The following is a 15880-nucleotide window of genomic DNA, read 5'->3' as shown; positions in this document are numbered from 1 at the left end:
CGTTGTCCCTCCCGATTAACGGTTTCGAGAGGAGGGTTCCATGTCGCTAGCGACTCCCCATCAACGCTTTTCATTAGCACCCACTGCCCAAGGTCTTTATGACCCCGCACTAGAGAAAGACGCCTGTGGTTTAGCCATGGTCGCCACTTTGCGAGGCATTCCTGGGCACGACATCATTGATGTCGCATTGAGTTCTCTTCGTAACCTCGAGCACCGAGGTGCTGTTGGATCTGATGCTGGTACTGGTGACGGGGCCGGTATTTTGACTCAGATTCCTGATGCGTTCTTGCGTGAAGTCGTTGACTTCGAGCTTCCTTCTGCTGGTACTTATGCCGTTGGTAATGCATTTCTTCCTTTGAAAGAATCCGAACGAGCAGCGATTCAAGCTCGCTTTGCTGAAATTGCACACAGCGAAGGACTCAAGGTTTTAGGGTGGCGTGTTGTTCCAACTGCTCCTGAGAACCTCGGAAAGCTCGCACGTGAAGCGATGCCTGCTATTGAACAGGCTTTCGTGACATCTTCTTCAGGAGACCGTTCCGGCATCGAACTGGACCGCCTGATTTACCGTTTACGCAAGCGCGTTGAACGTGAATGTGAAATCTATTTTGCATCTTTGTCTTCGCGCACCCTTGTTTACAAGGGCATGGTTACCACCTTGCAGCTGGAGCCTTTCTATCCTGATCTCAGTGATGTGCGTTTTGCTTCCACTCTCGCTCTGGTGCACTCTCGTTATTCCACGAACACCTTCCCCTCGTGGCCGCTGGCACACCCCTTCCGTTTCATCTGTCACAACGGTGAAATCAACACTGTTCAGGGAAACCGTAACTGGATGCGTGCCCGTCAGTCGCAGTTAGAGTCCGAACTCCTTGGCGACATGAAGGATTTACTTCCTATATGCACCCCTGGCGCTTCGGACAGTGCATCTTTCGACGAGGTAGTTGAACTTCTCACTTTGGCTGGCCGTTCACTTCCTCACGCCATCATGATGATGGTTCCCGAGGCATGGGAAAACCAGCCAGATATGGATCCCACACGTCGTGCGTTCTACGAGTACCACTCCTCCTTGATGGAGCCTTGGGATGGTCCTGCAGCAATCTGCTTTACTGACGGTTCTCTTGTCGGAGCAACGCTGGACCGTAACGGTTTGCGCCCTGGACGTTACCTTGTTACCGATGACGGTCTCATTGTCGTGGGTTCTGAAATTGGCGTTTACGACGTTGACCCCGCAAAGGTGGTTCAAAAGGGTCGTTTGCAGCCAGGCAAGATGTTGCTCGTTGACACCGTTGCAGGTCGCATCATCTCCGATGATGAAATCAAGAGCGAGCTCGCCGCTTCTGGTCCTTGGCAGGAATGGATTGACCAGTCGCGTATTGACCTCGAAGAACTCCCCGAGCGTGAGCACATTGCTCACACCCGTAGCTCGGTTATTCGTCGTCAGCGCACTTTCGGATACACCGAAGAAGAACTCCGCATCATGCTTGCTCCTATGGCAAAAACCGGTGCAGAGCCTCTCGGTGCTATGGGAACAGATACTCCTATTGCTGTTCTTTCTTCTCGTCCACGTTTACTTTTCGATTACTTTGTTCAGCAGTTTGCTCAAGTAACCAACCCGCCTCTTGACTCCATTCGTGAAGAAGTAGTGACCAGCCTGAAGTTGGGTCTGGGTCCCGAGCGAAACTTGCTCGCTGCTGGTCCCGAGCACACCGAACAGGTTGTTCTCGATTTCCCTGTGATTGATAACGATCAACTGGCAAAGGTTCTCCACATTCGCGGAAAGAACGGTGCCCGTGAAGGAATCAAACTCAAGGGACTCTACAAAGTCAACAAGGGTCCTCGTGCCATGGAGAAGCGCCTAGCGCAGCTCTGTGAAGAAGTAGATGAGGCAATTGCTCAGGGCATCAAGTTCATCGTGCTTTCTGACCGTGACTCGAACTCAGATATGGCCCCCATTCCATCCTTGATGATGGTTTCGACGGTTCATCACCACCTGATTCGTACTGAAAACCGCACCAAAGTTGGCATTGTTGTTGAAGCCGGTGACGTTCGTGAAGTTCACCATGTCGCTGTATTGCTGGGTTATGGTGCTTCTGCTGTCAACCCCTACCTCGCGATGGAAACGTGCGAGCAATTAGTCCGTGATGAATTCATCACGGGTGTGACGACGGAGAAGGCAACCAAGAACGTCATCAAGGCACTCGGTAAGGGTGTTCTGAAGGTGATGTCGAAGATGGGTATTTCAACCGTCTCGTCCTACACCGGCGCGCAGACCTTCGAAGCAGTTGGTCTCTCTCAGGAATTTGTTGACCAGTACTTCACTGGAACCAACAGCAAGCTTGGGGGAGTGGGCATCGATGTTATTGCTGCTGAAAACCTTGCTCGCCATGCTTCTGCCTACCCCTCCGATGGTGCGCCGCTGACAACTGAGCGTTTGACCACTGGTGGCGAATTCCAGTGGCGTCGCGATGGAGCACCGCACTTGTTCAACCCTGAAACTGTGTTCAAGCTTCAGCACTCCACACGTGAACGTCGTTTCGACACATTCCGTGAGTACACCAAGCTGGTCGACGATCAGACTCGTGAACTGATGACCCTTCGAGGTCTCTTCACCCTCGAAACAGGCAAGCGTAACCCTGTGCCTCTCGATGAAGTTGAATCAGTTGAGTCAATCGTGAAACGCTTCTCAACTGGTGCGATGAGCTATGGCTCGATTTCACCTGAGGCTCACGAGACACTCGCTATTGCGATGAACTCTATTGGTGCCAAGAGCAACACCGGTGAGGGTGGTGAAGACGTTGCCCGTCTTCTTGACCCCACACGCCGTTCTGCCATCAAGCAGGTTGCTTCTGGTCGTTTTGGTGTCACCAGCATGTATCTCACTCACGCTGATGACATTCAGATCAAGATGGCACAAGGTGCTAAGCCTGGTGAAGGAGGACAGCTACCCAACAACAAGGTTTACCCTTGGATTGCGCGCACACGTCACGCAACCGCCGGCGTCGGTCTGATTTCTCCACCTCCACATCACGACATTTACTCCATTGAAGACCTCAAGCAATTGATCTTCGATGTGAAGCGCGCTAACCCCGCTGCTCGCGTGCATGTGAAGCTTGTAAGCCAGTCCGGTATTGGTGCTGTTGCTGCAGGTGTTTCTAAGGCCCTTGCTGACGTCATTCTGATTTCAGGACACGACGGTGGTACAGGCGCAAGCCCACTGAACTCTCTCAAGCACGCTGGAACGCCGTGGGAGCTGGGGCTTGCAGAGGCACAGCAGACCCTCATGCTCAACGGTATGCGTGACCGCGTATCCGTTCAGGTAGATGGTCAGCTCAAGACCGGCCGGGACGTTATTGTTGCTGCACTCCTGGGTGCTGAAGAGTTTGGTTTCGCAACTGCTCCTCTTGTGGTCTCTGGCTGCATCATGATGCGCGTGTGTCACCTAGACACCTGCCCTGTGGGTGTTGCAACACAGAACCCTGAGCTACGTGCACGCTTCACGGGTAAGCCAGAGTTCGTGGTTAACTTCTTTGAGTTCATCGCTCAGGAAGTTCGTGAATACCTTGCAGAGCTGGGATATCGCAGCCTTGACGAAATCATTGGTCGTAATGATCTCTTGAATGTCAATGATGCAGTTGAACACTGGAAGTCTGAGGGTCTAGACCTTGAGCCCATTCTTGTTGGACCAAAGTTCCTTGCAGATGAACCTCGTATCCGTGCACGTGCACAGGACCACGAACTCGAAGAACACTTCGACATCGAGCTCATTAACCTGTCTCGTGCTGCATTGTCTGAGGGCAAGCCTGTCTCGATAGAGCTTCCTATCCGCAATACAGAACGTGCTGTGGGGACCATGCTAGGTCATGAACTGACCAAAAAGTATGGTCAGGACGCATTGCCACATGGAACTATTGACATCACGCTAACCGGTACAGCTGGGCAGTCTTTCGGAGCCTTCGTTCCTGCAGGAATCACCTTGCGCTTGGTTGGAGACTCAAACGATTACGTAGGTAAGGGACTTTCTGGCGGCACTATCGTTGTGAAGCCTTCACCTTCCGCAACGTTTGCTCCGGAAGAGAACGTTATTGCTGGAAACGTTATTGGTTATGGCGCTACCAGCGGTTCTATCTTTATCAGCGGTCTTGTTGGTGAACGCTTCTTGGTTCGTAACTCTGGTGCAACCGCTGTTGCCGAGGGGGTGGGGGACCACGCGCTTGAATACATGACCGGTGGACTTGCCGTCATTCTCGGTTCTACGGGTCGCAACCTCGGCGCTGGCATGTCTGGTGGCACTGCCTACGTACATTCACTAGACCCCTATAAAGTCAATGCAGATTCGCTTGGTTCTGGCGAGCTTCGTTTAGAGAAGTTGGGAAGCGCAGATGCAGAAATCCTCAAGGACATCCTCGAATCTCATCTTGCAGAGACAGGGTCAACACGAGCTGCTTCACTTCTAGCCAACTTTGAGAAATCCGTTAATGACTTCACCAAGGTTGTTCCGCGTGATTACGCGGCGGTACTAGAAGTACGTCAGGATGCTGAGAAAGCAGGTATTGACCCAGACGGGGATGCAACCTGGCAAAAAATTATGGAGGTGACCGGTGGCTGATCCCAAAGGTTTCTTAAACACTCGTCAGCGTGAACTTCCAGCTCGTCGCCCCGTTCCCATCAGACTCATGGACTGGAAAGAGGTCTATGAAGCAGGTGATCGTGAAACGCTAGTGCGTCAAGCAGGCCGCTGCATGGATTGTGGAATTCCGTTCTGTCACCAGGGATGCCCTCTAGGCAACCTCATTCCCGAATGGAATGACCTCACCTGGCGCGGAGATGACAAAGATGCAATTGATCGCCTTCATGCGACCAATAACTTCCCAGAATTCACTGGACGCCTGTGTCCTGCACCATGTGAATCTTCCTGTGTATTGAGCATCAACCAGCCTGCTGTGACCATCAAACAGGTTGAAGTATCCATCATTGATAAGGCCTTCGATGAAGGGTGGGTTACACCTCTCATTCCAGAACGTCTGTCTGGTAAAACTGTTGCTGTAGTTGGCTCAGGACCTGCAGGTCTTGCAGCTGCACAGCAGCTCACGCGTGCCGGTCACACAGTTGCTGTGTATGAACGTGACGAAAAGATCGGCGGTCTTCTCCGTTATGGTATTCCGGATTTCAAAATGGAAAAGATCCACATCGATCGACGTCTAGAGCAGATGGAAGCAGAAGGTACACGTTTCCGCCCTGGCATCAACATCGGCACAGACATTACCTGGGAAGACCTACGCAAACGTTATGACGCAGTCGTGGTTGCAACGGGAGCCATGGTTCCTCGTGATCTTCCCATCCCTGGTCGTGACCTCAACGGTGTTCATTTCGCTATGGATTATCTTGCACAGTCCAACCGTGCAGTTGATGGTCAGGATGTTCCTAACCAGATTCACGCTCAGGGCAAGCACGTTGTAATTTTGGGTGGCGGTGACACCGGTGCTGACTGTATAGGTACTGCTCACCGTCACCAGGCAGCTTCGGTGACCAACTTGGCTATTGGCAAGCAACCACCAACAGAGCGCCCTGATTCTCAACCGTGGCCTACGTTCCCCAACCTTTTTGAAGTTGCAAGTGCACACGAAGAGGGTGGTACTCGTGAGTACCTTGTCTCAACCGTTGAGTTCTTGGGCGATAAAGACGGCAATGTTCGTGCTGTACGAGTAGCTGAGACTGAATTCGTCGATGGTGCCCGCGTTCCTAAGGCGGGTACTGAAAGAGAGATCCCTGCAGATTTGGTCCTCCTAGCGCTCGGATTTACTGGCCCAGAAGGTGACATTGCCAACTCAGAACTTAGCGTAAGCCTCAACCAGCGTGGAAACATCAATCGTGATGATCACTATGCAACCGCAGAACCTGGAGTTTTTGTTGCTGGTGATGCTGGGCGCGGACAATCTCTGATTGTCTGGGCTATCGCCGAGGGTCGCGCGGCTGCAGCAGCAGTTGACCGCTACCTTGAAGGTGAAACGTTGCTTCCAGCTCCGGTAGCACCCACAGACCGCGGCTTCGCGGTTTAGTACGATAGTTGTGTCGCAACTCCCTCCTGCGACCAGGCACCACTGAAACGAAAGAGACATTTCATGAGACGCGCCAAAATCGTTGCGACCTTAGGTCCAGCAACTTCTAGCTATGAAAGCTTGAAGTCAATCATCGAAGCTGGAGTGGACGTAGCTCGTATGAACCTCTCACACGGTTCCTACGACGTTCACGAAGAGGTTTACCGCAACGTTCGTAAGGCTGCTGAAGATGTAGGCAAGCCCGTTGCCGTCCTTGTTGATCTCCAAGGACCCAAGATTCGACTCGGCAAGTTTGAAGCTGGACCCTACGACCTCGCCGAAGGCGACATCTTCAAGATAACCATTGAAGACATCGTTGGGAATAAGGAGATCAGCTCTACTACTTTTAAGGGCCTTCCTCAGGACGTCAAGCCAGGCGATCCTCTCCTGATTGATGACGGTAAGGTCACACTCCGCGTTCTGGAAACAGATGGAACCGTAGTCACCACAGTTGTTGAGGTTCCTGGGTCTGTTTCCAACAACAAAGGAATCAACCTTCCCGGTGTAGCAGTGAACGTTCCTGCGCTGTCTGACAAAGACGAAGCTGACCTGCGTTGGGGTCTCCGTCTGGGGGCGGATTTCATTGCGTTGAGCTTCGTTCGTGATGCTGCAGACATCAAGCGCGTCCACGAAATCATGGACGAAGAAGGTGTTCGTCTTCCTGTCATTGCCAAGGTTGAGAAGCCACAAGCAGTCGATAACTTAGAAGAAATCGTTGATGCGTTTGATGCCATCATGGTTGCTCGAGGCGACCTCGGTGTCGAGCTTCCTTTAGAGGCTGTTCCTATTGTTCAGAAGCGTGCCGTCGAACTCGCACGCCGTTGGGCAAAGCCTGTCATTGTGGCAACTCAAGTACTTGAATCCATGATCTCGAGCCCACGCCCGACCCGTGCAGAAGCCTCCGACTGCGCTAACGCTGTTCTAGATGGAACTGACGCAGTCATGCTTTCTGGTGAAACCAGTGTCGGTGAATTCCCCACAATCACCGTTGCCACAATGGCACGCATCATTGAATCCACAGAAGACCACGGTATTGAGCGTATTCCTGCGCTTGGCACCAAGCCTCGCACCCAGGGTGGAGCAATAACTTTGGCTGCAAAGGAAGTTGCTGAATTCGTTGATGCAAAGTACCTCTGTGTCTTTACCGAATCTGGTGATTCTGCTCGTCGCATGGCTCGCCTGCGTTCAGACATCCCCATGATTGTTCTGACTCCTCATGAGCACATTCGTCGCCGCATGGCTCTGACGTGGGGCGTCAAATCTTACTTGGTAGATGCAGTGACACACACTGACCAGATGTTTGGTCAGGTAGATGACCTTCTTCTGGGTGAAGGACTGGCAGAAGCAGGCGACAAGGTCGTCGTTATTGCTGGATCCCCTCCCGGAATTGCAGGTTCTACCAACGACCTTCGTGTTCACAAAGTAGGGGATGCACGTAACGCAGCGGCTCCCGCATACGAAAACCTCTAGAACACAATAGAAAAGCCCCTCATGTGAGGGGCTTTTCTTGTTTGTGCCGAATGTGGGACTTGAACCCACACGTCCGAAGACAAAGCATTTTGAGTGCTCCGCGTCTGCCATTCCGCCAATTCGGCTCTTAACATCTATAAGAATATCCTAGGCTTGAGTAATGGCTGACCAAGAAATCCAAACTCCCACGAAACGTCGAGTAGTTGTTGCAGAAGACGAGTCTCTTATCCGTATGGATATTGTAGAAACTCTTCGTGACAATGGTTTTGATGTCGTCGGCGAAGCGGGAGATGGTGAAACCGCTGTGACGCTAGCAAAGGAACTTCGTCCAGATTTGGTCGTCATGGACGTGAAAATGCCCAAGTTGGACGGTATTTCAGCTGCAGATCAGCTCAATAAAGAACACATTGCTCCTGTTGTTCTCCTGACCGCATTCAGCCAGAAAGAACTCGTTGAACGTGCAACTGAGGCCGGTGCGTTAGCCTATGTAGTCAAGCCTTTCACTCCTAATGATCTTCTGCCTGCTGTAGAAATTGCATTGTCACGTTGGGCACAAATCGTTGCACTAGAAAACGAAGTAGCCGATCTTTCAGAGCGTTTTGAAACACGCAAAATTGTTGATATTGCCAAAGGAATTCTCAACGAGAAGATGGGACTTACAGAACCTGAAGCATTCCGCTGGATTCAAAAGGCTTCAATGGATCGTCGCTTGACGATGAAAGACGTTGCAATCACCATTGTTGAACAACTCGGCTCAGATAAAAAGAAAACGAAATAGCTACTTTTTATCTTTGATGAAATTGGTCAATCGCACCGTCGACAACCTGCGGCCTTCTTGATCAGTGCAAACTATTTCGTGTGTTGTGAGGGTTCTGCCTAAGTGAAGTGCACGACAGGTAGCAATGACATAGCCCTCACGTGCACTTCCTGTATGTGTGGCATTCACTTCAATTCCCACTGCCACTCGGCCTTCACCGGCGAACATATTTGCACAAATTGACCCTAAACCTTCACCAATAACCACATAGGCACCACCGTGAAGGATGCCCACTGATTGCGTATTACCAGCAACCGGCATTGTGGCTTCGGCGTATTCAGGTGTGAGCTCGTGTATCTGAATATCCATTTTTTCCCACAAAGGTCCGGCAGAAAAACCTCTAAACTGTTCGAGGCTGAGAACGGGGGGACGAACGTATTCAGCTGACATTCGGTTTCCTCCTGAATAGGTCTTGCCCGCTGTGTAGGCTGGGCACGTGTCGAATACAGCTCAGCCTACCTTGATGGTCATCGATGGTCATTCCCTAGCATTCAGGGCTTTTTATGCCCTCCCAGTTGACAGTTTCAAAACTGCAGATGGACAACACACAAATGCTATTCACGGATTTATTTCCATGATGCTCAATCTGCTGGCCAAAGAGAAACCTACACATCTAGCAGTAGCTTTCGATATCTCCCGATTCTCTTTCCGTACCCGGGAATACCCCGAATACAAGGGGACCCGTGGCGAAACACCCCCAGAATTTATTGGTCAGGTGCCACTTCTTCAAGACGCTCTTCATGCAATGGGCATCACCACACTCACCAAAGAAGATTTCGAAGCTGACGATATTTTGGCAACACTCGCTGCACAGGGTTCTGCACAAAACTATAAAGTTTTCGTCGTCTCTGGTGATCGAGACACCATTCAACTTATTGATGACAATGTCACCTTGCTATATCCCTCTAAACAAGGAGTGTCTGAACTAACGCGATATGACGCTACAAAAGTTTTCGAGCGCTACGGCATTCAACCTCATCAATATCCAGAGATAGCAGCATTGGTCGGGGAGACGAGCGATAATTTGCCTGGTGTGCCCAAGGTTGGTGAAAAGACTGCAGTCAAGTGGATCAACGAATTTGGCTCTTTAGATGAAATTCTTCGTCGTGCAGACGAGATTGGTGGCAAAGTCGGTGAAAGCCTCAGAGAGTTCAAAGACAACGCCATTAGAAATAGAAAGCTCAACAGACTCGTCAACGATGTTGACCTACCGGTAGGCCCTGCTGACCTAGAACGTCAACCTTTCGATGTTGAAGCTATTAGAGACGTGTTCGGTCGTCTGGAATTCAAATCTTTACTTACCAGAGTATTGAGTCTTGCAGGGGAAACAGACGTTACGCCTCGTCAATCAGCTCCACTTCCATCTGCTCAAAACAACCAACCAGCTCTTTATCCGCTGACTCCATCATCGCCTGTTCATGGCGCTGTTCCTCCGCGTTCCCAACAGATACTTGATGAAGAACTTGCTGCATGGCTCCACCGCGCCTCAGATTCGTCGCCACAAGGTATCGCAGTTGAAGTTGAGGTGTATGCCTCTGGAACTTCATCAATTGGGCTAGCCACTGAAAATGAAACAGTTCTCGTTCCTTGGTCCCCAGTGCTCGCTGACATTAGACCCTTGATAGATTGGCTGGCCGGACCAACTCCCAAGATTTTTCATGGTGCTAAAGAACAACTCAAGACATTATCTGCAGTTGGAGTTGTTGTTGAGAATCTTGGCTTCGATACAGAAATTGCCGATTGGGTTTTGAGGCCGGATTCTACGAAGAGAGAACTTGGCGATCTAACAAAGTTATATCTCAACGAAATTTTGCCTGAGCCTGACCCAAATCAACTTGTTCCTGATGATTCAGCGCTAGACGTTGCGGGTCGTGCGTGGTTTATTCGTCGAATCGATGAGGCCATTCGTTCGACTATGGATGCGGCAACACTTGCATTGTTTTTGGAGATCGAGCTTCCAACGTTGACAACTTTGGCAGCCATGGAACTTCGTGGCATTACCGTGAACAAAGCAAAACTGGAAAATCTTTCACGTGAACTTGGTGAGCGAGCTGAAAAAGCCAAACAAGAGGCATTTGCAGTTATTGGCCGCGAAGTTAACCTTGCGTCACCAAAACAATTGCAAGAAGTGTTGTTTGATCAGCTAGGCATGCCAAAAACACGTGCTACGAAAACGGGATACACCACCGATGCCACTGCATTAGCCGACCTTCAAGCTACAAACCCGCATCCATTCTTAGGTTTGCTACTAGAACATCGTGATGTCACCAAGCTCAAACAAATAGTTGAAACACTCATTCAAGCTATTGGGCCGGATGGGCGTATACACACCACCTATGGCCAAACGGGGACCAGTACTGGGCGACTTTCTTCGGCGAACCCCAATCTTCAAAATATTCCAATCCGCACAGCTGATGGCCGTCGTATTCGCGAAGCGTTTGAGGTAGGGGAAGGTTTCGACACCCTATTCACGGCTGACTATTCACAAATCGAAATGCGAATCATGGCCCATTTTTCTGAAGATGAGGGTCTTATCGAAGCCTTTATTTCCGGTGAAGATTTACACCGCTTTGTAGGCGCACGAGTTTTCGGTGTCAATCCAGCTGAGGTTACTTCAGAAATGAGGAGCCAGGTCAAGGCAATGAGTTATGGCCTCGCATATGGTCTCAGTGCTTTTGGGTTAGCAAGACAGCTTGGTATCGACAACAGTGCCGCTAAGAAATTGATGGCGGATTACTTCCAACGATTTGGGGGAGTGCGCGACTACCTCAGAAGTGTTGTGGAACAAGCACGAGCTCAGGGCTACACCCAAACTCTTTTTGGGCGCAGAAGACCTTTTCCAGATCTTGCTAGTCCAAATCGTGTACTTCGCGACAATGCTGAACGTGCCGCTCTCAACGCACCTATGCAGGGTACGGCTGCAGACATTATGAAAATAGCAATGATAGGGATTGAACAAGATCTCCAAGCACTAGACCTGAAATCACAACTATTACTTCAAGTTCATGATGAATTAGTTCTAGAAATCGTGGAATCTGAGCGTGTACAAGTTGAAAAAATCGTTGTTGAAAGAATGTCCCACGCTGCCAAATTGCGTGTTCCCTTAGACGTTCAAATTGGTCTTGGACGCAACTGGAACGACGCTGCCCATTAGTCATCTTTCCGCGAGTTTGCGCGGAACTCTCGAGTCAAGTACTCTGATAAGTGCACATATGTGCGCCCTATCCGTCTGCCCAAAAGACAATTGAATCAGCTTGCTGTGTCTCAAGGCCCGAACTAAATAAATACTGGAGCACGTTTTACATGACGCTTGTAGCAAAGAAAGCAGCCACTCAGGTTGCAATCAACGACATCGGTTCTGCTGAGGACTTCCTCGCCGCTGTCGAAAAGACACTCAAGTTTTTCAACGATGGTGACCTAATTGAAGGAACCGTTGTCAAGGTAGATCGCGACGAGGTTCTCCTTGACGTTGGCTACAAGACCGAAGGTGTTATCCCTTCCCGCGAACTTTCTATCAAGCACGACATTGACCCTTCCGAGGTCGTCAAGGTTGGCGACACTGTTGAGGCACTTGTTCTTCAAAAGGAAGACAAAGAAGGTCGCCTTATTCTCTCCAAGAAGCGTGCACAGTACGAGCGTGCATGGGGCGATGTTGAGAAGATCAAAGACGCTGACGGAATCGTTACCGGTTCGGTTATTGAAGTTGTTAAGGGTGGTCTCATCGTAGACATCGGTCTTCGTGGATTCCTTCCTGCTTCTCTCATCGAGCTTCGTCGTGTTCGTGACCTCACTCCTTACCTCGGACAGGACATTGAAGCCAAGATTCTCGAGCTGGACAAGAACCGTAACAACGTAGTTCTTTCTCGCCGTGCACTTCTTGAGCAGACACAGTCTGAAAGCCGCAGCACCTTCCTGGTTAACCTCCAGAAGGGTCAGATCCGCAAGGGTGTCGTTTCTTCGATCGTCAACTTCGGTGCATTCGTTGACCTCGGTGGCGTAGACGGTCTCGTTCACGTTTCTGAGCTCTCTTGGAAGCACATCGAGCACGCTTCTGAAGTTGTAGAAGTTGGTCAGGAAGTTACCGTCGAAATCCTTGAGGTTGACATGGACCGCGAGCGTGTATCGCTTTCGCTCAAGGCAACTCAGGAAGACCCATGGCAGGTATTTGCCCGTACCCACGCAATCGGTCAGGTTGCTCCCGGTAAGGTCACCAAGCTTGTTCCATTCGGTGCATTCGTTCGCGTTGCAGACGGCATCGAAGGTCTCGTTCACATCTCTGAGCTCTCCGGCAAGCACGTTGAACTCGCAGAGCAGGTTGTTTCTGTTGGTGACGACGTATTCGTTAAGGTCATCGACATTGACCTCGAGCGTCGTCGCATCTCGCTCAGCCTCAAGCAGGCTAATGAGGGTGTTGACCCTGAAGGTACCGAGTTTGATCCCGCACTCTACGGAATGCTCACCGAGTATGACGAGAACGGAAACTACAAGTACCCAGAAGGCTTCGACCCAGAGACCAACGAATGGCGTGAAGGCTTTGATGCCGCACGTGAGAAGTGGGAATTGGACTACGCAGCTGCTCAGGCACGTTGGGAACTCCACAAGACTCAGGTCAAGGCAACTCTTGAAGCAGAGGCAAACATCCCTGATGCACCAGCGCCAGCTGCAGAAAGCACGTCTTTCTCCAGTGAGGCTGAATCTGCAGGAACTCTTGCTGATGATGAGTCGCTTGCCGCTCTTCGTGAAAAGCTCGCAAACAACTAACAGTTTGTTGTTTCTAATGGGTGAGGCCGTTCGGTCTCACCCATTAGTCATTAACATGGTGTTATGAAGCTCATTGGCCTTACCGGTGGTATCGGATCAGGCAAGTCGACTATTGCCCGCCGTTTAGCAGATCACGGAGCGTACATCATCGACGCCGATAAGGTGGCCAGGGAAGTTGTTGAACCTGGATCTCCGGCACTTGTTCAACTCTCAGAGCTTTTTGGCCGTGATATTCTCAAGGAAGATGGAAGTCTGAATAGGGTCGCCCTGGGGGATATTGTCTTTACAGACGCAGAAGCGCTGAGAAAACTTAACGCCATTGTTCATCCTGCTGTACGTGAAAGAACTAACTTCTTGATCACTCAAGCCCCACAAGATTCGATTGTGGTGTACGACGTACCATTACTTGTTGAGAGTGAAAACTCATACACTTTCGATGCAATTGTTGTCGCCTCAGCTCCTGAACAAGTACGTGTTGAGAGGTTAATGGAGCATCGAGGGATGCTCGAATCAGAAGCACTTGCGCGAATTCAGTCACAAGCTCCAGAAGAAGAGCGGCTTCGATTGGCCAATCACGTTATTGATACAAGCGGCGATTTACTCCATACATACAACCAAGTTGACGCACTGTGGCAGGAGCTGACGAAAGTAGACTAGGGGAGTGCAACCTAGACGATCTGAGAAGCCTTTCAAGGTCGTAAGTCCGTATTCTCCCAGTGGAGATCAGCCTGCTGCAATTGCTGAGTTAGCCGGTCGCATCAAAGCTGGTGAGACAGACGTCGTACTTCTGGGTGCTACTGGTACCGGAAAATCTGCAACGACCGCATGGTTAGTAGAGGCAGTCCAGCGTCCTACATTGATTCTGGCTCATAACAAAACACTGGCAGCTCAACTTGCTACAGAATTTCGAGAACTTCTACCAGACAATGCTGTCGAATACTTTGTGTCCTATTACGACTACTACCAACCAGAAGCGTATGTACCTCAGACAGATACATTTATCGAAAAAGATAGTTCTATCAATGCTGAAGTTGAACGACTGAGACACTCAACGACCAATTCACTATTGACTCGCAGGGATGTTGTCGTGGTCTCGACTGTTTCCTGTATTTATGGACTGGGTGCTCCACAGGAATACCTCGAAGCAATGATTACTCTCCGGGTCGGTGAACGAATTCAACGTGACGCCATCCTGCGTCAATTTGTTTCAATGCAATACGCACGTAATGATATTGATTTCTCACGTGGAAATTTTCGTGTTCGTGGAGACACCATCGAAATTATTCCAATGTACGAGGAACTAGCAGTTCGTATAGAGATGTTCGGAGATGAAATCGAAGCTCTCTATAGCCTTCATCCGCTGACTGGGGATGTCGTAGAAAAGCTCGACATGGTTTCCGTCTTTCCTGCTTCCCACTACGTGGCCAGCGAAGGCATCATGAAACGAGCAATCATCACCATCAGAGAAGAGATGGAAGAGCGCGTTGCTGAACTCGAAAAGCAAAACAAACTTCTTGAAGCTCAGCGCCTTCGTATGCGGACAACGTTCGATCTTGAAATGATGGAACAGATTGGATTTTGTTCCGGAATCGAAAACTATTCTCGCCATATCGATGTTCGAGAGCCCGGAGAGGCACCTCAGTGCCTTTTGGACTATTTTCCAGATGATTTTCTCTGTGTCATTGATGAGTCGCATGTCACAGTTCCTCAAATTGGTGCAATGCATGAAGGTGATGCATCGAGGAAAAGAACCTTGGTTGAACACGGATTCAGGCTTCCATCTGCACTAGATAATAGGCCTCTTCGTTTTGACGAATTCAAGGATCGTGTAGGTCAAACCGTTTATCTTTCAGCAACACCTGGCAAATATGAAATGGGGATAGCAGACGGGGTTGTCGAACAAATCATTCGTCCTACAGGTCTCGTCGACCCGCAAATTGTCATCAAACCCTCCCGTGGTCAAATCGATGATCTCCTTGAGCAAATCCGTGTACGTGCCGCCAAGGATGAGCGTGTGTTGGTGACAACGTTGACCAAAAAGATGGCTGAAGAACTCACAGACTTCCTCACAGAGGCAGGTGTGCGCGTGCGCTACCTCCACTCAGATGTTGACACACTTCGCCGCGTTGAACTTTTGACCGAACTTCGTCAGGGTGTCTTTGACGTGTTGGTCGGAATCAACTTGTTGCGTGAAGGTCTCGATCTTCCTGAGGTTTCTCTTGTCGCTATCTTGGATGCAGATAAAGAAGGTTTCCTCAGATCAGCTACCTCATTGATCCAAACTATTGGTCGGGCTGCACGAAACGTCTCAGGTGAAGTGCATATGTACGCAGACCTGGTGACAAAATCAATGCAGCAAGCGATTGAAGAGACAACGCGCCGCCGTGAAAAACAAATTGCTTACAACATCGCCAACGGTATTGATCCTCAACCGCTCAGGAAGAAGATTGCGGACATCACAGCGATGCTTCAGCGTGAGGAAGCGGATACAGCTGAACTTCTTTCAGATAACACTAAAAAATCTAAGCGGGGAACCGCGTCAACTCCGGGCCCAAGCTCACAAACACGATTAATTGGGACCGAGGGTGCAGAAGAATTAGAAAACATCATTCTTGACCTCAATGAACAAATGCTCATTGCTGCAGCTGAACTCAAATTCGAACTCGCAGCACGATTAAGGGATGAACTTTCGGAGCTCAAACGTGAGCTTCGAATCATGAAGGAAGCTGGCCATGCCTAA

At 50.1% G+C, this 15880-nt stretch carries 9 protein-coding genes and 1 tRNA gene; 8 read left to right on the top strand and 2 right to left on the bottom strand.

Annotation, left to right across the window (positions count from 1 at the left end; translation table 11 throughout):
- Nucleotides 1-40: 40 nt before the first annotated feature.
- The 3 genes from gltB to pyk all read left to right on the top strand — a co-directional run bounded on the left by gltB (nucleotide 41) and on the right by pyk (nucleotide 7562).
- On the top strand, nucleotides 41-4603 hold the full coding sequence (gltB, locus tag AINA4_RS04020; protein ID WP_281786240.1) for a glutamate synthase large subunit: 4563 nt from the start codon (nucleotides 41-43) through the stop codon (nucleotides 4601-4603).
- On the top strand, nucleotides 4596-6053 hold the full coding sequence (locus AINA4_RS04015; RefSeq protein ID WP_281786239.1) for a glutamate synthase subunit beta: 1458 nt from the start codon (nucleotides 4596-4598) through the stop codon (nucleotides 6051-6053). The genes gltB and AINA4_RS04015 overlap by 8 nt, the downstream gene beginning before the upstream one ends.
- A gap of 63 nt (nucleotides 6054-6116) precedes the next feature.
- On the top strand, nucleotides 6117-7562 hold the full coding sequence (gene pyk / locus AINA4_RS04010) for a pyruvate kinase (protein ID WP_281786238.1): 1446 nt from the start codon (nucleotides 6117-6119) through the stop codon (nucleotides 7560-7562).
- A 44-nt stretch (nucleotides 7563-7606) separates the two neighbouring features.
- Here the strand turns inward: pyk and AINA4_RS04005 are convergent.
- Nucleotides 7607-7687 (bottom strand) — tRNA-Leu (locus AINA4_RS04005).
- Between the two features lie 35 nt (nucleotides 7688-7722).
- Here AINA4_RS04005 and AINA4_RS04000 point away from each other — a divergent pair.
- Nucleotides 7723-8340: a response regulator gene (locus AINA4_RS04000; protein WP_281786237.1), complete on the top strand. Its 618-nt coding sequence runs from the start codon at nucleotides 7723-7725 to the stop codon at nucleotides 8338-8340.
- On the opposite strand, the gene AINA4_RS03995 is transcribed toward AINA4_RS04000, so the two are convergent.
- Nucleotides 8341-8688 (bottom strand): hotdog fold thioesterase, encoded by a 348-nt coding sequence (locus tag AINA4_RS03995; RefSeq protein WP_281787638.1) that lies wholly within the window; start codon nucleotides 8686-8688, stop codon nucleotides 8341-8343.
- Nucleotides 8689-8815: 127 nt separating this feature from the next.
- Between AINA4_RS03995 and polA the strand changes: the two genes are divergently transcribed.
- From polA to uvrB, 4 genes are all read left to right on the top strand, one after another.
- Nucleotides 8816-11533, top strand: coding sequence for a DNA polymerase I (gene polA / locus AINA4_RS03990; RefSeq protein WP_281786236.1), 2718 nt, complete (start codon nucleotides 8816-8818; stop codon nucleotides 11531-11533).
- A 149-nt stretch (nucleotides 11534-11682) separates the two neighbouring features.
- The gene (rpsA, locus tag AINA4_RS03985; protein WP_096381127.1) at nucleotides 11683-13140 is read left to right on the top strand and encodes a 30S ribosomal protein S1; all 1458 of its coding nucleotides are present in this window, start codon (nucleotides 11683-11685) and stop codon (nucleotides 13138-13140) included.
- A 63-nt stretch (nucleotides 13141-13203) separates the two neighbouring features.
- Nucleotides 13204-13797 carry a dephospho-CoA kinase gene (gene coaE / locus AINA4_RS03980; protein WP_281786235.1) on the top strand — a complete coding sequence of 198 codons (594 nt, stop codon included), beginning with the start codon at nucleotides 13204-13206 and terminating at the stop codon, nucleotides 13795-13797.
- Between the two features lie 4 nt (nucleotides 13798-13801).
- Entirely contained in the window at nucleotides 13802-15880 is a 2079-nt protein-coding gene (uvrB, locus tag AINA4_RS03975) for an excinuclease ABC subunit UvrB (RefSeq protein WP_281786234.1), read from the top strand.

The organism is Aurantimicrobium sp. INA4, assembly GCF_027924525.1.
Taxonomy (GTDB): domain Bacteria; phylum Actinomycetota; class Actinomycetes; order Actinomycetales; family Microbacteriaceae; genus Aurantimicrobium.
The sequence above is the reverse complement of the archived record's forward strand: the minus strand, read 5'-3'. Positions and strand labels throughout refer to the sequence as shown.

What these genes read in the sequence shown, in the direction of transcription:
- gltB (WP_281786240.1), top strand. Translation starts at nt 41, where the DNA reads ATGTCGCTAGCGACTCCCCATCAACGCTTTTCATTAGCACCCACTGCC.
- pyk (WP_281786238.1), top strand. Translation starts at nt 6,117, where the DNA reads ATGAGACGCGCCAAAATCGTTGCGACCTTAGGTCCAGCAACTTCTAGC.
- AINA4_RS04000 (WP_281786237.1), top strand. Translation starts at nt 7,723, where the DNA reads ATGGCTGACCAAGAAATCCAAACTCCCACGAAACGTCGAGTAGTTGTT.
- AINA4_RS03995 (WP_281787638.1), bottom strand. Translation starts at nt 8,688, where the DNA reads ATGGATATTCAGATACACGAGCTCACACCTGAATACGCCGAAGCCACA.
- rpsA (WP_096381127.1), top strand. Translation starts at nt 11,683, where the DNA reads ATGACGCTTGTAGCAAAGAAAGCAGCCACTCAGGTTGCAATCAACGAC.
- coaE (WP_281786235.1), top strand. Translation starts at nt 13,204, where the DNA reads ATGAAGCTCATTGGCCTTACCGGTGGTATCGGATCAGGCAAGTCGACT.